At 55.7% G+C, this 16,285-nt stretch carries 16 protein-coding genes, 2 tRNA genes and 1 pseudogene; 7 read left to right on the forward strand and 12 right to left on the reverse strand.

From position 1 onward, the window contains the following. Nucleotides 1-3: 3 nt before the first annotated feature. Together ACP15L_RS10550 and ACP15L_RS10555 are read right to left on the reverse strand one after the other, a co-directional pair. Nucleotides 4-1,218, reverse strand: coding sequence for a winged helix-turn-helix domain-containing protein (locus ACP15L_RS10550; protein ID WP_425084118.1), 1,215 nt, complete (start codon nucleotides 1,216-1,218; stop codon nucleotides 4-6). Nucleotides 1,219-1,222: 4 nt separating this feature from the next. Then, nucleotides 1,223-2,248, reverse strand: a complete 1,026-nt coding sequence (locus tag ACP15L_RS10555) for a LacI family DNA-binding transcriptional regulator (RefSeq protein ID WP_425084119.1) — start codon at nucleotides 2,246-2,248, stop codon at nucleotides 1,223-1,225. 137 nt (nucleotides 2,249-2,385) lie between these two features. On the opposite strand from ACP15L_RS10555, the gene ACP15L_RS10560 reads away from it, so the two are divergent. Further along, nucleotides 2,386-2,462: transfer RNA gene (locus ACP15L_RS10560), tRNA-Arg, on the forward strand. 490 nt (nucleotides 2,463-2,952) lie between these two features. Here ACP15L_RS10560 and ACP15L_RS10565 read toward each other — a convergent pair. Then, nucleotides 2,953-3,996 (reverse strand): annotated as a pseudogene (locus ACP15L_RS10565) (recombinase family protein); the annotation flags it as partial. A gap of 3 nt (nucleotides 3,997-3,999) precedes the next feature. Further along, complete coding sequence (locus tag ACP15L_RS10570; RefSeq protein WP_425084120.1) at nucleotides 4,000-4,233, reverse strand: hypothetical protein; 234 nt, start codon at nucleotides 4,231-4,233, stop codon at nucleotides 4,000-4,002. Between the two features lie 539 nt (nucleotides 4,234-4,772). Between ACP15L_RS10570 and ACP15L_RS10575 the strand changes: the two genes are divergently transcribed. Both ACP15L_RS10575 and ACP15L_RS10580 read left to right on the forward strand, forming a co-directional pair. Continuing rightward, nucleotides 4,773-5,387, forward strand: coding sequence for a BglII/BstYI family type II restriction endonuclease (locus ACP15L_RS10575; protein ID WP_425084121.1), 615 nt, complete (start codon nucleotides 4,773-4,775; stop codon nucleotides 5,385-5,387). Continuing rightward, nucleotides 5,384-6,190: a BglII/BstYI family type II restriction endonuclease gene (locus tag ACP15L_RS10580; RefSeq protein WP_425084122.1), complete on the forward strand. Its 807-nt coding sequence runs from the start codon at nucleotides 5,384-5,386 to the stop codon at nucleotides 6,188-6,190. The genes ACP15L_RS10575 and ACP15L_RS10580 overlap by 4 nt, the downstream gene beginning before the upstream one ends. Here the strand turns inward: ACP15L_RS10580 and ACP15L_RS10585 are convergent. Further along, entirely contained in the window at nucleotides 6,176-7,804 is a 1,629-nt protein-coding gene (locus tag ACP15L_RS10585; RefSeq protein ID WP_425084123.1) for a DNA cytosine methyltransferase, read from the reverse strand. The genes ACP15L_RS10580 and ACP15L_RS10585 overlap by 15 nt on opposite strands. Nucleotides 7,805-8,193: 389 nt before the next feature. Between ACP15L_RS10585 and ACP15L_RS10590 the strand changes: the two genes are divergently transcribed. The 4 genes from ACP15L_RS10590 to nadC all read left to right on the forward strand — a co-directional run bounded on the left by ACP15L_RS10590 (nucleotide 8,194) and on the right by nadC (nucleotide 12,565). Beyond that, nucleotides 8,194-9,108 (forward strand): NUDIX hydrolase, encoded by a 915-nt coding sequence (locus ACP15L_RS10590; RefSeq protein ID WP_425084124.1) that lies wholly within the window; start codon nucleotides 8,194-8,196, stop codon nucleotides 9,106-9,108. Between the two features lie 77 nt (nucleotides 9,109-9,185). After that, nucleotides 9,186-10,157 (forward strand): quinolinate synthase NadA, encoded by a 972-nt coding sequence (gene nadA, locus ACP15L_RS10595; protein WP_425084125.1) that lies wholly within the window; start codon nucleotides 9,186-9,188, stop codon nucleotides 10,155-10,157. After that, nucleotides 10,154-11,692, forward strand: a complete 1,539-nt coding sequence (locus tag ACP15L_RS10600) for an L-aspartate oxidase (protein WP_425084126.1) — start codon at nucleotides 10,154-10,156, stop codon at nucleotides 11,690-11,692. Before nadA ends, ACP15L_RS10600 begins: the two co-directional genes overlap by 4 nt. Before the next feature lie 3 nt (nucleotides 11,693-11,695). Then, the gene (gene nadC / locus ACP15L_RS10605) at nucleotides 11,696-12,565 is read left to right on the forward strand and encodes a carboxylating nicotinate-nucleotide diphosphorylase (RefSeq protein WP_425084127.1); all 870 of its coding nucleotides are present in this window, start codon (nucleotides 11,696-11,698) and stop codon (nucleotides 12,563-12,565) included. 128 nt (nucleotides 12,566-12,693) lie between these two features. On the opposite strand, the gene ACP15L_RS10610 is transcribed toward nadC, so the two are convergent. From ACP15L_RS10610 to ACP15L_RS10640, 7 genes are all read right to left on the reverse strand, one after another. Beyond that, complete coding sequence (locus ACP15L_RS10610) at nucleotides 12,694-12,849, reverse strand: DUF6538 domain-containing protein (RefSeq protein ID WP_425084207.1); 156 nt, start codon at nucleotides 12,847-12,849, stop codon at nucleotides 12,694-12,696. A gap of 168 nt (nucleotides 12,850-13,017) precedes the next feature. Beyond that, nucleotides 13,018-13,092, reverse strand: a tRNA-Phe gene (locus ACP15L_RS10615). A 79-nt stretch (nucleotides 13,093-13,171) separates the two neighbouring features. Further along, nucleotides 13,172-13,354 carry a DNA gyrase inhibitor YacG gene (locus ACP15L_RS10620; RefSeq protein WP_170550489.1) on the reverse strand — a complete coding sequence of 61 codons (183 nt, stop codon included), beginning with the start codon at nucleotides 13,352-13,354 and terminating at the stop codon, nucleotides 13,172-13,174. After that, complete coding sequence (locus tag ACP15L_RS10625; protein ID WP_425084128.1) at nucleotides 13,351-14,373, reverse strand: ribonuclease E/G; 1,023 nt, start codon at nucleotides 14,371-14,373, stop codon at nucleotides 13,351-13,353. The genes ACP15L_RS10620 and ACP15L_RS10625 overlap by 4 nt, the downstream gene beginning before the upstream one ends. Further along, on the reverse strand, nucleotides 14,370-14,948 hold the full coding sequence (locus ACP15L_RS10630) for a Maf family protein (RefSeq protein WP_170462963.1): 579 nt from the start codon (nucleotides 14,946-14,948) through the stop codon (nucleotides 14,370-14,372). The genes ACP15L_RS10625 and ACP15L_RS10630 overlap by 4 nt, the downstream gene beginning before the upstream one ends. Before the next feature lie 11 nt (nucleotides 14,949-14,959). Next, a complete protein-coding gene (gene infA, locus ACP15L_RS10635; protein WP_005978431.1) occupies nucleotides 14,960-15,178 on the reverse strand; it encodes a translation initiation factor IF-1 in 219 nt (72 codons plus the stop codon). A gap of 90 nt (nucleotides 15,179-15,268) precedes the next feature. Continuing rightward, nucleotides 15,269-16,144, reverse strand: coding sequence for a carbon-nitrogen hydrolase family protein (locus ACP15L_RS10640; RefSeq protein WP_425084129.1), 876 nt, complete (start codon nucleotides 16,142-16,144; stop codon nucleotides 15,269-15,271). Nucleotides 16,145-16,285 lie beyond the last annotated feature (141 nt).

The raw sequence follows: 16,285 nt of genomic DNA on the forward strand, positions 1-16,285 counted from the left end.
AGACTATTTGGGCTCTTTCAGCCAGTCATTGGCAAATTCGACCTTATCGAGACCGGTAAATCGGCGCATCCTGTCCAACTCGGATTGCAGCCGTCGCGTACGCGCATCCGACCACCGTATCGCGCGCTCCGGCCAGAGGGCTTTGACGCGCAGAATGCCTTCGTCGCGATGGGCTTTCATGTCGATCCGGCCAATCAGCTTGTCCCCTTCAAGCAGCGGGAAAACATAGTAGCCATAGATCCTTTTGGGTTCGGGCACGAAGACCTCGATCCGGTAGTAAAAACCAAACAGCCGCTCGGCCCGGTTCCGGTCGCGCAGCATCGGATCGAACGGGCTGAGAACCCGGATGCGGCCTGTTGGTGCGGGCAGATCGCTCATACCATCGGTCAGATCGGGGCGGGCAAACAGTTTGCGAAGGCGTCCGTCGACGCAAGCGACCTCGACCTCCTCTAGTGCGCCTGATTGCAACCCTTGGGCGCACCAGGTCTTAGCCTCAGCCGCGCTAACGGTATCCCAGAACGCGGCCAGCTCGCCCGAAGTGGCGAAGCCAAGCCGGTCCAGCGCCGCATTGCACAGCCAATTAACTGTCGCGTCGGTGTCACAGATTAGCTGACCGGGGCAGAGATGTGTTTCGATCACACGTTCGGTCAGATCATAGCGTTTCTGAAACCCTTCACGCCCGACAACGGTCAGCGCGCCAGAGCGCCAAAGGTATTCAAGCGCGGTCTTGGATGGGTGCCAATCCCACCACCCGCCAGAGCCCTTCTTTTCGTCCTTCCCAACATCGGACGAAGACACAGGTCCATGGTCGCGGATGTGGTTCAGAACCGTTTCGAACTGCTGCTCAAACCCATCCCGACGCCAGTTCTTCCACCGCGATTTCAGCAGATCCGCATCGCGCTGGAACCGCAGATGCCAATGCGTGTAATACTCCATCGGAATGACGGCGGCATCGTGGGTCCAGTGTTCAAACAACGCCCGGTCCCGCTCGTACAAACGTTTGAGGTTCCCGCTGCGATAGCTGGGCCTGCGCGAGAACAGGATCATGTCATGCGCGCGCGCCACCGTATTGATACTGTCCAGTTGAACGAAGCCCAGCCTCTGGATCAGATCCAGCAGATCACTGCCCTTGGAGCCGCCCGAAGGTGCCTCGGCCAGCGCGTGGCGATCCATGAAGATCGCCCGCGCCGTGCGATTGTCCAGCTGTTTCAGCGCCACGATATCAGCGCCGTTTCAGCGTATCCCCAAAGTTGACCTTGGGGGTCAGAGTCACGCGGGTATCGATCTCGGCATTTGGATCGTCAAGCTGCGTGGCAATGATCTTGGCCGCTTGCTGTCCGATCTCAAGCCGGCAGGCATCCATCGTCGCCAGTTTACGGGGTAGGCCCTGCAGAAGTTCGACATTGTTGAAACCCGCCAAGCCGATCTGACCGGGAATATCGATACCTTGCTCTAGCAGATACAACAGCCCCCCAGCGCCGATCATATCATTGGAATAATACAGGAAATCCAAATCGGGCGAGCGTTCTAGCATGGCCTGCGTCATCTCGCGCCCCTTGGCCAGAGCCGAGCCGCCGGAATAGAACTCCCGATCCTCAATCTCGATCCCGTGCTTGCCCATAACCTCGGTGAAGCCTTCGAACCGTTTCCGCGCCCTGTGATCCAGAGGCATCTTGGTGCCCATGAAGCCGATATGTTCATAGCCCGCTTTCAGGATCGCCTGAGCCATTTCGCGCCCGGCGCGACGATGCGAGATCCCGACCATCGCATCAACCGGTTTGCCATCGGTATCCATGATCTCAACCACAGGAATTCCGGCCGAATCCAGCATCGCCCGCGCCGCGTCGGTATGCTCCAGCCCGGCAATAATCACCCCCGAGGGTCGCCAGGAGAGCATCTCATACAGCACTTTTTCCTCTTTCTCAGGCAGGTAGTCGGTCACCCCGACCACAGGCTGCAGATCGGTGTCCTCCAATACCTGATTGATGCCGGTCAGAACCTCGGGAAAGACCATATTGGATAGGGATGGAATGATGACCGCCACCAGATTAACCCGGCTTGAGGCAAGCGCGCCCGCAATCTTGTTGGGCACATAGCCCAGTTCCTTCGCGGCGGCCAAAACGCGGGTGCGCGTCGCATCCGACACATCGCCCCGATTGCGCAGGACCCGGCTGACCGTCATCTCGGATACCCCAGAGGCCTCAGAGACATCGCGAAGGGTAAGCGGGCGTTTTGTTTCTGTGTTCACGGAAGGCACCTGCGTTGTTGTTTTATCTGATGCTAGCGTAAACACCGTGCAGTTTACAACTGTTCAGCACGCCCACAGCAAACCCACAGTAAACCCAATGACAAGCCGAAAAAACAAAGGTAGAGAGGGCTTTGCACGGCCCCGTGGCTCAACTGGATAGAGCAGCCCCCTCCTAAGGGGCAGGTTGCAGGTTCGAATCCTGCCGGGGTCACCACTGCACCCTGACTGCTTTGTAGTAGGCCTAAAGCCTTGAAAGGTGGACTTGTTTCGGCGGTTCGAACACCTGTTTTTCTATTGAAGACTAGTGGTTCCGATAGAACTAACTTCAGGACAGTTCGTTTGGCCTCAAAGTCCCCATTTTTCCATATTTCATAGGGGTTTGACAAAAATCTCATCGAGTGTTCGAACATTTCGTCAAAGGTTTTCTCGGGGCGGGCATTTTGAGCCGCTTCTTCAAGTCGTGCACGCTCATGCTCCAACTCTGAGATTCTTGCTTCGTAAGCGAAGATCATCTTTTCATTGTCGGTTCGAACCAGTCTCTCCAAGTACTTTTCTACATCAAGTTCCACTTGCCTCGCCTTGGCTCGAAGGCGTTTTGCTTCGGCGTTCACCGAACAGTTTTTCTCTTCCCACGCGCTTCTGAAAACAGTTTCTGCCAATTCAAATGTCTCAGGAGTGGGGACAAGGCGTTTAAGATGATCTTCGAATTCGTTTTCTACATCGACTTTTGAACTGGACTTTCCCTTTTCGGAGCAACCTCGGTATTGGCAGAGGTAGTAGGGATACTTTTTTCCGCTCCGGCTCTTGGACCAGCAAGATGTCAAAGGGTGACCACAACTCTCGCACTTGAGAAAGCCGCGTAGAGGAAAATCCATATGAATATCCTTGCGAGCGGGAGCGTTAGCGCCTTCGTTCAACCGCTGCTGGATAATTTGGAACGTCGCAAGGGTAACCAGTGGCTCGTGTTGCGCTGGTGTGAGTGGAATGTTCCATCGAGGGTATTCCAAATAGCCAGCGTACAGCACATCGGTGAGCATACGCTTCACTTTATCCCAGTGGACCTCTGAGTTTTTCCGCCCCCTTGGAAACTCGGGTTTCGATTCCAAGAAACGTTTTACTTCCCCCTGAGAACCTAGTCTTCCAGCGGCAAAGCCTTCTAAAGCGTCCTTAACGATATTTGCGAGAGGTTGTTCAGGTACAAGTATTTTGCCGCCGCCACGATGTTTATCGAACTTGTAGCCTATGGGAGTCGTCCTGAGTGCCCAGAAGCCATTTCGCATTCTGGCAATTGATCTACGTCTAGATTGCTCAGCAATTCTGCGTCTTTCATGTTCGGCGATTGCCGCCATGACGGTCTCGATAAAGCGATCACCCGCATCTTCTCCAAATCTCTGGTTTGGACTCTCGATTTTTGCCCCAGTAGCCGTGACTTTATCGCGCAAAGTTGCGTGAGTTGAGACGTCACGAGCGAACCTAGAAATATCGTCGACCACCACTACGCAGCCATCTGGGTGCGAAGTGCGGAGACTCTTTAGGAGCGCATTCATTCCGGGTCGATCTGCATGGCGGCCAGAAATAATGTCGGTGAACACTTCTACGACATCGTAACCCATTCGTTCTGCATAGTCGCGGCATGAACGCTCTTGGCTCGACAGACCTGAACCTTCTTTTGACTGCTTGGTGGACGACACTCGTGTGTAAATTATGCAGGGCAGTTTAGCAGAGCTGAGAGAAATTTTCGTTGGCATGACTTAAATTCCCTCCCCGCTCTTCTGGGTCATGTAGTTATCAACAGCCTGTTGGATGGGCTTGTTGTCATTGGCTGCCTGCAAAACCAGCTTCGTGGGCGAAGAGCCAAATCCAATTTCGACGAAAGCGGCGGCTATCTCTCTAATGGCGTCGGCGTACTCACCCGATTGTTGACTAGCGTCACCGTTTGGTTTTGACGGTGGGTTTTTTGTAAACGCTTGAGTGCTATCATCCATGTTCGAACCTCCTTCTAATTATCAGATATGAAACAATAGTTTTCATGTCCTACGTTTTTGCAGCATCTAAGGCGTGTTAGTCAAATCATTGATATCGTTAGATATTGTGACCAAAAAATCTGCAATGTGTCACCCTTCGTGACATCTTGTTCGAACCCATTACCAGAGCCTGAAGTTCTGTCACTTTCGTTAGAGACGTGTCAGTGAGACTGGCAGGGTGTCACAATAAATGACGAATCGGTTGGTTCGAACTGTGTTCGAACACAGGTGCTTGCCCACTTCAGCAAACGGAAAACTTGCTAAAATGTGCCCAGAAAACTGCTGATACCCTAAGAATCCTCTTTCACACTGCCGCCGAAAAAAATGTCAGCTAGATTGACAACACCAAAAACAAAATGTCAGTTCCACTAAAAGTCGAGCAGCGCCCCAGTGACTCAATTTTTGGAACTTATCGAACTATTAGTTTGTAGGCTTCTGGAACCATCAAGGGGAGTGGATCGCAACATGGTTACACACCCTGCAAATTACAGGCGGAAGACTTGAAAATTTCAGCTAAGTACTCGCATCTGAACGGTCTAGAATGGCTTGTGTATCACCACCCGACGTCCTGGCAAGAAATTCAGGACGCCATATCTTGCGTTGACGCTTCGAAGTGCCGCACGAAAGTATCCAAAGAAAAAAATATGTACGGTAAGTTGCTGTACGAGCCAAGTGCCCTCAATGCTTGCTTTAAGCAGGAGCTGGGGCAGCGGGGCTGGCTGAACGCAACGACAAACAGCTTTTATGTATCTGATGATCCAAGCGTAACTGAGCAGCTACTGGAGCTCCCTTACGAGGAGCAAAAGAAGTTGCTCAAAAGTATGGGAAAGCCTCTAATTCGTTCGTCCAATGCGGCAGATTTCGAGAAGGACCGAGTCTCAATCGAAGTCCAGTTTGGCAAGTATTCTTTTGTACAGTTCGATCTCTTTATCAAACATGCTGCTAACTATATGCACAACAGGATCGACCTTGGTATTGAAATTGTGCCCATGAAAGCGCTCGAATCTGAAATGTCGAGTGGACCACCATACTATGAGAAACACCTCCATGAAATCTTGCGCCAAGGTCGGATTTTTCCGCCGGTACCACTTATCTTGATTGGTGTGGAGCCATGAATTCAGAAGAAAAGCTAGCCCAACTTGAGGCCGAAGGATGGGACGTTCTATCCCACAATTTTGCGAGTTTGATAATATCTAGAGAGTTTGGAGACGAGCTATCAAAGCTACTCGATGTCCTTAGGCTCGCCAAGTTTGACATCGGCGAAAGTATAATCAAAGGGGGCGGCGGGCTAGCTGATCAAACAAAGGAACTATCCACTGAGTTCGATAAAATCGGCACGAAGAACAATATCTCTGTTGTGAACCGCATAAAGTTTCAACGTGACTTAGAGCCCTTTGTTTCAGACTCGACTTCGCATGAAATAGATCACCTTGTTAAAAACCGACAAGGTCAGCTTTTGGCGGTTGAGGTTGAGTGGAACAACAAGGACGAGTTTTATGACAGAGATTTTCAGTCCATTCGAAGACTATATGAACTGGGAGTCATCGAAGGCGGGATCATTGTAACGAGAGGGACAAGCCTTGAAGCCGGTCTGTTCCGGATGATCAAGGAGTACTTTGAAGAGGTTCCGATTAATGATTTTGCAGACTTCGACAGACTAAAACTACGCTTTCCCGACCCAAAGGAAGCGGGAGAATACCAGTTTTCGTTTCCTACTGAAAAGCAAGCCGCCAAAATTCGAAAGAAAGTAAACAAACAAGACAAGAGCTTCGTATGTGCGAGTGCCGAAGTTTTTAAAGCTAGCAAGTTTGCAGGTACGACAACGAACTGGCGTCAATTGAAAAAGAGAATAGATAGGCGCGACGCTGGCCGAACTCCCATACTTTTCTTGGGCATACCCAAATCAGTTTTCGATTAACTCAGCCACTTGGGTACCTTCTGCGTGTGCCCTACCCAATTGGAGATTCACGGCTGCAGCAATAGCTGATCCTACGGATATCTGTAAAAGGTACCGCTCAATCTTTTTTTCAGCCAACCGAACGGTATTCTGGTCTGAATAAAGCAGCCGAAAGACGTAGTCCTTCAATTCGGCTTCATCCACGGCTGACCAGTCATCGGATGTGATCTCACGCTGCGCTGCGGCCCCAAGCTCGTCTAAGAAATGGAATGGGTGATATCCCTCTGCCTTGTGCACCCAAGAAGCCTGCAGGTTCTCTGGCTCTGGCACACTCAATTGGTCCGCAATTCTTGAAATAGAACTTGAGACGGTTTCATGAAATTGCTGTGAAACCCAACTGCTGGCTTCGATTGCAATATCTTTCGTGAAGTTGCGGCGGTTAATTCGTTTGGAATCACCGAAATAAAATCCGATCAGCCAGTCCGTAGGCCCATCGATATTTGACAGCTCAAAGCGCGTTCCGCTCTTGAAACGAAGGTTTGGAATGCTGAATCGGAACCGCCGACGGTCCGGATACGTTCGACCTGAGATATCAGGCTTGGTGGCCTGCCGCTTGCTCTGCCCATAGTTTGAGTTTGCTTCGATTTGCTTTGGGCGCACTAAGTCTGCGGCCTTTGTGCCCTTTATTGCCTCCGCGACCAAGTATGTGAATACGGGCGGGATCGCATTGCCGATCATCTTTAGTTTCTCGGTATGGCTCCTGCCGAGAAATTGAAACGACGCGGGAAAACCTTGCAACGAAGCTCGTTCGCGCACTGAAAGGCGACGAAACCCGTTAAGAGTTGCGTCGTGCACTACGAGGCTCTCTCTAGAAACCCGAGTACATGTTGCGGTTACGGTTCGACTGGACCGCTCTAACGGGTCTGGAAACGGCATCCCATTGTAAACCGGGTGCGCAACTTTCATATCGCGATTGAACCGTTCCTCTTCCCAATTTAGTGGCTCCTCCGCTTCGTTATCGAATATCTCTGAGACGCCGGTCGATGAGTATATCGGGTCGCTATAAGTCGAGAGGGAAAAAATCACGTCACCAAGCGTTGGCCTATCAGTTACGAAAGAGTAAGACCGCAAGAGCTCAAAATCGAAGTTTCCCGCAATGCATCTTTTTCGGCGTTGTGGAAGGCCAAAATCCGCCATATCGAACACTTCTATTTGCGCGTCAGAGAAGAGATCGGAGAATTCTTCGAGTTCTCCGCCTTGCGCTAATTCCCGCTCAAGTACTTGTTTGACCCTCGGAACGTTCTCGAAAGCCCAAGCCTTTGGTTTGACATGGCGTACAACTTTCAAAAACTGAGCGATGTCAATCAGGCCGTCTGCGATATCTCCCGAGCCGCCTCGGTTGGAATAAGAAAACTGTGTGCAGGGAGGGCTGCCTACGACGATATCAATGTCTGTCGGCAGCTCCGATACCTGAAGGGAACGAATATCTACAATTTCTACCGGTGTATTGCTGTTGTTTTGATGAGTCCTAGCCGCTGGAGACCACCATTCATACGAGCGGCTTACCTCAAAGCCAGCGAGCTTAAAGCCCACTGCCCAGCCGCCTACACCAGCGTACAAATCGATAACTTTCACGTTCGTCCCTCTCTGTGTTCTCGACATTTAGCACACCGAGAAGGTGAGATCCACCCCATGCGTAGCCATTTTTGACGCGCTTTGTTTTGATTGTTGAATAACTACCTTTTGGGCGTCTAGTTGATCACAAAGATATAGTGCGAGTTACCTCAAGGGTTTGCGAACCAGAAGTCAGTTTTGTGGTGATAAATCGCGAGATAGATGGTGCTCCCAATGCGACAAAGTCTCGAACAATTGGTTCGAGCTTGCTCGCTTTAGGGTCGCCACTGCAGATGTCGGAAATACCTTCAATCAACGGCGAAAACCTCATCTTGAGGTCGGTGTTCGCACGATGACATTTTCCTCAAGCAAAGGTTTGAAATCTGGGTTAGAAATCAAACAGGATGTCAATGACTGGCATCGCGCAATACACAGGTATCTTCTTGCCCAGCGGACTAGCCCCTGCCGAACTGATCGCAATCCTTGTCGCCGTGACCGACAACCAGCCGCGTGTCATGACCTTGCGGGGGGGTGAGGCGCTGCCATCGGGGCCGTTCGAATCTTCTCATCGCAGCCTACAGAGCAGCCTGCGTGCTTGGATTGAAGCGCAGACCGGCCATCCCGTGGGGTATCTTGAGCAACTCTATACCTTTGCGGACAGGGATCGCGACCCTCGGTCCGGGGATGTTGAAACCTCGCAGCGGATTTCGATCAGCTATCTTGGACTGGTGCGCGAACAGGATGCAGCCGGAGCAGGGCGCCCGTCCTGGCGCAGCTGGTACCGGTACTTCCCGTGGGAAGACCATCGCGACAGTATCCCCGAGGAAGTGCCGCGTATCGCCGATCGCCTCACAGCTTGGGCTGGGGCAGATCCGCTCAAGGCACAGCGTGTCGACTATCTGTTCGGTCTGAATGGAAAGACGTGGAACGAGGAACTGGTTCTGCAGCGCTACGAGTTGATGTATGAGGCCGGTCTGGTCGATGTGCCCGAGTTTGGCTTGCCCATGGCGGGCGACAACCGCCGCATCCTTGCCACTGGCATTTCGCGGCTACGGGCCAAGATCAAATACTCTCCGGTCGTGTTCGAGCTAATGCCCGAAAGCTTTACCCTGCTTCAATTGCAGCGCACGGTCGAGGCGCTGTCGGGTTTGCACTTGCACAAACCCAATTTCCGCCGCCAGATCGACCAGCAGGAACTTGTTGAAGAAACAGGCGAAATCTCGAGCGGCACCGGCGGTCGCCCGGCGCGCCTGTTCCGATATCGACCTGCTATTCTTGAGGCCCGCATGCTGTCGGGCGCAAGGCTGCCTCTGTCCAAATCCTGAGTCCCGCTTGACATAATCTCGAATCGAGAATAATTACGGCTCGAATGTACTCGAATCGAGTATAATTGGAGGAGCCAATGAAAGATTTCCGCCTGCCAGAGTTGTACGATCGGGTTAAGCAAGTCATTCCGCCAGCCGAATGGATGCAGTACGAAGAGGATCTTGAAGCCATCCTCGACCTGAAGCGGCAGAAGAATGCCGTCATCCTTGCGCACAATTACCAAACGCCCGAGATCTTTCACGGCGTGGCCGATATCGTAGGCGACAGCCTGGCCCTGGCGCGCGAAGCCGTTGAAGTCGACGCCGATGTCATCGTGCTGGCGGGCGTGCATTTCATGGCCGAAACCGCCAAGCTGCTGAACCCGGAGAAGACCGTGCTGATCCCCGATATGGGGGCGGGATGTTCGCTGGCGGATTCCATCACGCCCCAAGATATCGCGCTGCTGCGCGAAGCCCATCCGGGTGTGCCGGTAATCACCTATGTCAACACATCGGCTGCGGTGAAGGCTGCCTCAGATATCTGCTGCACCTCGGGCAACGCGGTGAAAGTGGTGGAATCCCTCGGGGTGCCGCGCGTGTTGATGATACCGGATGAGTACCTTGCCAAGAACGTCGCCAAAGAGACCGATGTTGAACTGATCGCCTGGCACGGGCATTGCGAGGTGCATGAGCTGTTCACCCCGGACGACATTCGGGCTATGCGCGAGGCGTGGCCGGGTGTCACAGTGCTGGCCCACCCGGAATGTCCGCTCGAGGTCGTGGCCGAGGCGGATTTCTCAGGCTCTACCGCCGTGATGTCGGACTTCGTCGGCGACAAGAAACCTTCAAGGGTTTGCCTTCTGACCGAATGCTCCATGAGCGACAACGTGGCACTGAACCACCCAGATGTGGAATTCGTGCGCCCGTGCAATCTGTGTCCGCATATGAAGCGCATCAGTTTGGGCAATATCCGTGAAGCTTTGGAATTGGGTCGCCACGAAGTTACCGTCGATCCGGCCATCGCTGACGATGCGCGCCGTTCGGTCGAGCGGATGCTGGCCGTGAAATGATCCGGCTTGAGAGGCTCCATGACCGGATCGCCATCATCGGTGGCGGCATCGCAGGGCTAGTGGCCGCACTGGAATTGGCGCCGCAGCCTGTGGTGCTGATCACCCGCGCCGGGCTGGGGCAGGAATGCTCTAGCGCCTGGGCGCAAGGGGGGATTGCTGCCGCGCTGGGCGCTGATGACGATCCTGCCCAGCACCTGGCCGATACGCTGCGGGTCGGAGATGGGCTGTGTGATGCAACTGTCGCCTCAGGCATCCTGTCAGAGGCCGCCGAGGCGATCGCGGTGCTTGAGCGCTATGGCGTTCGCTTCGACAGGGCGCAGGATGGCACGTTTGCCTTGGCGCGCGAGGCCGCGCATTCCCGCCGCCGTATACTCCATATCGGCGGCGACCGTACCGGGGCCGAGATCATGTCCGCTCTGACCCGCGCGGTACAGCATTGCCCCTCGATCACCTGCCTGACGGACGTCGAAGCCCGGCGTCTTGTGACCGCCGACGGGTGCGTTGCCGGTATTCATCTGCAAGCGATGGGTCAAGCGGCCGTATTGCGGACAGCTCGGGTCATCATGGCGACAGGTGGCTGCGGGGGTCTGTTCGACGCCAGCACCAACCCGTCGGGCAATTTCGGGCAAGGTTCGGCGATGGCCGCACGTGCAGGTGCAGCTCTGCGCGATATGGAATTCGTGCAATTTCACCCGACCGCACTGGCGACTGCCCAAGCACCTTTGGCCTTGATCAGCGAGGCCGTGCGGGGTGAGGGGGCAACTCTGATCGACCAAACTGGTAAGCGGTTCATGGCGCATATCGCGGATGCCGAACTGGCACCGCGGGACGTGGTGGCCCGCGCTGTGCATCAGGTCATCGCAGGCGGAGGGCGCGCGTTTCTTGACGCTCGTGCCGCGCTGGGTGCGGGCTTTGCTGAACGGTTTCCTGGCATTCAGGCCTTGTGCGCGGCCCAAGGTATCGACCCTGCGCACGACCCGATTCCGATACGCCTGGCTGCGCACTACCAAATGGGTGGCATTGCCGTTGACCAGACCGGCCAGAGCACGCTGCCCGGGTTGTGGGCCATCGGTGAATGTGCGGCGACCGGTTTGCACGGGGCCAATCGCCTTGCCAGTAACTCTCTGCTTGAGGCTGTTGTAATGGCTCGTCGCGCCGCCAGCGATGTTGCGGCCAGCAAGATGCGAGACCGGGCTTTTGTCCCCAACCCCGCTGCATTGCCTGATCCCGATCCCGGCGCTGTCCGGCCGATGATGTCGGGGCATCTGGGTGTGATCCGGCATGGGGCCGGGATGCGGAACGCGATCTCGAACCTTTTGCCGCTGGTTCGGTCGTGCGGGCCTGCCTCGGACCCGGCCCTCGTGGCGCTTGCAATCGCAGTTTTCGCCGAAAAGCGCCGAGGCTCCTGCGGCGGGCACTATCGTAGCGACTTCCCTGAGCCAGAGACTAATCTGCGATCAACCCTGATGAACTTGACCGAAATCCTGTCGCATGCGGGTTCGGTCGACCAAGAACCCCAGCTGAGGACAGCCTGATCCATGACCGCCATGCCCCTAACCCCGTTGCCGCGCACGATGTTTGAGCCGATGATCCGGCGCGCTCTGGATGAAGATCTCGGCCTGGCGGGCGATGTCACTTCTGCCGCCGTCATTCCGCCAGATCACCGATCCGAAGTCGTCGCGAGCGCCCGTCAACCCGGTTGCATCGCCGGTCTGGACTGTGCCGAGCTGGCCTGCGCCTTGGTTGATCCGGCCATCACGGTGACCCGCCATGTGAACGACGGAGACTCGGTTTCGAGCGGCGCGCCGATCGCAACTTTCCAAGGGCCGTCCCGCAGCCTGTTGATCGCTGAGCGGACCGCGCTCAATTTCATGGGTCATCTCTCGGGCATTGCCAGCGTAACCGCTGATCTGGTGCGCCGTGTCGAAGGCACGCATGTCTCGATCGCCTGCACCCGCAAGACAACCCCGGGCCTGCGCGCGCTGGAAAAATATGCCGTACGCGCTGGCGGAGGCATGAATCACCGCTATTCCCTAAGCGACGCGGTGCTCATCAAGGACAACCACATCGCCATTGCCGGAGGCGTCGGCCCGGCCCTGACCAGCGCGAAACAAACGGTCGGACATATGATCAAGATCGAGATTGAGGTCGATACGCTCGCGCAGTTGGAACAGGTTTTGGAAATTGGTGCCGATGCCGTGCTGCTCGACAACATGACGCCGGCCACCTTGCGCGAAGCAGTGGGTATGATTGATGGGAGAGCCATTGCCGAAGCCTCCGGCGGGATCACACCCGACACCGTGCGCGTCGTGGCTGAAACCGGGGTCGATCTGATTTCCATGGGCTGGATCACCCACAGCGCACCCTGCCTTGATATCGGTTTGGACTTCGTTTCCAGTCACCCCTGAAAATATTGACCGCTGAGAACTGGGCGCTGCGGTCATCGCTGGCCCATAGGGTAAGCATCCCCTAAGTCTGGAATACAAAACATCATAGTGTCGAAAGTTTAGTGAATCTGACGGGACCTAGTCTCGTCTCATCCAGAGAGGGCAGTCATCCTCAGAAGATGCTTACCCGGTAGGTCTACGTGTTGGATACGTAGATGATACCAGTGATCATCCAATTGCTGAGAAGTTCTTTGCGCTCGGGACTTTGCGGACGCCGCTGATCGTGTCCGCAGCGAGAACGATATTTATCCGGTGGTATAATGGTGATCGAGGTCCTTCGGTACCCGCTGTGGGAAGTACAAGCCCCCTGCTTTCACAAATGAGAAGGGAACGGTTTTGCTCTCCAGCATGTACTACGCCCTTGGTCAGCTCCAGTTAAAGCTGAAGGGAAACAGTAGCTTACCTGTTAGGAATGGTGCCCGGGGGCGGAATCGAACCACCGACACGAGGATTTTCAATCCACTGCTCTACCCCTGAGCTACCCGGGCACGGGAATGGCAATAGCCATTGGGTGGGGGCCTTCTATGACTTGCACCAAGCAGTGTCCAGAGGCTTTTTGACATTTTTTCAGTGCGGACGGCGGGGGATGTCTTCGGGTTCGGAAATCGTGTCCTCGATATCCTCTTCGCGCTGCGAGGGCACGGCGTAAGATCCGTTCAGCCACTTTGCCAAATCCAGATCCGCACAGCGTTTGGAACAGAATGGGCGGTACTTGGAAACCGTCTTTTCCTGACAGATCGGGCAAGTCATTCCAGCACCTCGCTCAGAGGGATACGCCCTCGTTTGCGTTGCAACTCGAAATGGCCCAGCGGTGTCCAGCCTGCGAGCGTCGTTTCGATCCCGTCCGCCTTGAATGCGGCGCGTAGGGCTTGCTCCAGACCGCGACGGTCTTTCTTGGGCATCGGGGCCATGTCGATAGTGATTTGCCCGCCCAGACCGCGCACCCTCAGAGCGCGTGGAAGGGTCTTTGCGCAGGCGAAATTGGCCTTTGTGCCGGCTGCTAGCGACGTGTCGGCGCCGGTATTCACATCCACTGCAATAAGCGCGCGGGTAGGTTCGATGTATAGATGCCCTCCGCCCGGCAAAGGCTCGGCAATGCCGCGGGCAATGTCCAGCGCGTCCAGAACGCCGTGATGTTCGAAACCACCGGCCTCGGTCACAACATCCGCTGGGTCAGTCCAATCTCGCCAGGCCAGGATATGTGGGCCGTCACCCTCGGCCAGGGTTTCAGGCTCGGTACCCGGATCGTTCAGGACCTGTTCGGCCTGTGTCAGCATGGCGCCGATATCTTCGGCGATGTCATCCGCATCCGCACCAACACAGCATGACCGCAGAATCAGGCCATAGGCGCTGTCACCCATGACCTCGTGGGCGATTTCCAGCAGGCGGTCGCGCTCATCCTCATCCTTGATGCCGCGCGAGATGTTCAGGCCCGGAGCTTCGGGTGTGACAATCGCATAGCGGCTTTTAAACAGAACGCGGTCGGTGACCGGAACGGCTTTGCCGGGTTCGGCAAAACCTGTCACCTGCACCAGCAGAAGCGCTCCGGGTGCTAGACCTTTGACCTGGCGGAGAAAGGCAGGCCCGTCCGGGGTGGTGAGGAACATGCCGCCCTGGCCTTTGACCTGACGATCCGCGCGGGCGCGGTAGATCGTGCCGGGAGGCGGCGCGTCTCCGGCAATCAGAAAATCGTCGAGCTTTCCGTCGACCATCAGCGCGGCTGCTTCGCGGCCTTCAATATGGTCCAGAACGATTGTGCGGCCTTTCATGGCGCCTCTCTGTACAATGGGTAGCCGATTGCCTGCAAAAGTGCGGCGGTCTCGGACAGGGGCAGGCCCACGATGCCGGTGAACGATCCGGAAATCCAGGGAATGAATGCCCCGGCCGGACCTTGGATGGCATATCCACCCGCCTTGCCCTGCCAGTCATCTGTCGCAAGATAGGCGTTCACCTCGACATCCGACAAGCGTTTCATTTTGACCTGAGAGACCACGTCGCGCTGCAACACCCGATCTCCGCAGCGCACCGCGACCGAGGTCACGACCCGGTGCCGACGCCCGGACAGAGCATGCAGAAACTCGGCCGCTTCGCCTGCGTTCTCAGGTTTGCCCAGAATGCGACGCCCCAGCGCCACCGTGGTATCTGCGCACAGGACAATATCTGCACTATCCGCCTGAACTGCCTGCGCTTTTTCGCGCGCAATACGGCTGCAATAGGGAACCGGAAGCTCGCCCTTCAAAGGTGTTTCGTCAATGTCAGGGGGACGCACGGCATCGGGCTGCACGCCAAGCTGCGCCAGCAGGTCCAGCCGCCTTGGGCTGCCCGATCCGAGGATAAACGCCATAAGGTAGGGCGTTACTTGAAGCGGTAGTTGATCCGACCCTTGGTCAGATCGTAAGGGGTCATCTCGACCTGAACTTTGTCGCCGGCCAGAACACGGATGCGGTTCTTGCGCATCTTGCCTGCCGTATGTGCGATGATCTCATGGCCGTTTTCCAGCTCGACCCGAAACGTCGCATTAGGCAGGAGTTCCTTCACGACACCGGGAAATTCGAGCGTATCTTCCTTGGCCATGTTGTCTCCATCATTACGTTGCACTCGCAGAATCTGCGAGGATGTGCGCTTAAATGAGCCTATTTTTCCCTTATTTCAAGGGCGGAATCATTAAAGCGCGGAGAATGTGACAGATTCGACTCGGGGGGATTGCTCGTCCCAGTGGGTGCGATTCAGGACATGCCCGTCGGCGCGGACATCGGCGATGGCGCTTAGGTCGATATCGGCATAGGTCCAGCCCGGTTGGTTCAGTGTCCCTTCGGCCAGAACGCCGGTTTGCGGAAAGCCCTTGTCAGGCGGGCCAAAAATGCCTCCCGTCCCGGTGTTCATATCCACGGCCTCGGACCAGTCATTGTTCCCCACCAGCGATGCCATGACCGTAACGCATTGATTTTCCAAGGCACGCGACATCGCCCCAATTCGCACGCGCCAATATCCGGACAGCGCTTCGGTGCAGGAGGGGACAAGGATCAGATCCGCATCGCTCAGGGCGCGGCCTAGCAGGGGGAATTCGCTGTCATAGCAGATCAGTACGCCGATCTTGCCCAATGCCGTGTCGAACAGTTTAAGAGGGCCGCCGGGGGCGATGTCCCATTGTTCGCGCTCGAACCGGGTCATAATCTGCTTGTCCTGATGGTCCTGACGGCCATCCGGCGCATAAAGTTCCGCCCGGTTCACCGGACGCCCTGCACCTGTTGCGACTGGGGCCGAAGCCCCTAGGATGTAGGCCTTGTATTCCTTCGCCAAGCGCTGGTGCAGGTTTTGCACCTCGTCCATCCGGTCCGAGACTGCCTGAATCGACTGCTCCAGATCGCCTGCCACGTCGGCCCCGTCCAGTGTCGAAAGTTCCATGGCGCCGTATTCGGGAAAGACCAGTAACTCGGCTCCGTTCCCGGCGGCCCGCGCCACCCAGGCGTTCAACTTGTCCTCATACTGCGCCCAACTGTCGAGCCAATCGAGGTCGTAGGCGGCGGTGGCGACTCTCATCGATCTGTCCTTCGATACTGATTTGTCGGGACACTAAGTGACGATTGCTGGGCGTGTACAGGCCCAACCTTTCGGTTGGACGAAACGACGACAAAGTGAATTGGAGGTCTCAGGCTCATGTGGTTTACTCGAACCCGGAGG

This window comes from Ruegeria profundi, from assembly GCF_049800715.1.
In the GTDB taxonomy this organism is placed as follows: Bacteria; Pseudomonadota; Alphaproteobacteria; order Rhodobacterales; family Rhodobacteraceae; genus Ruegeria; species Ruegeria profundi_A.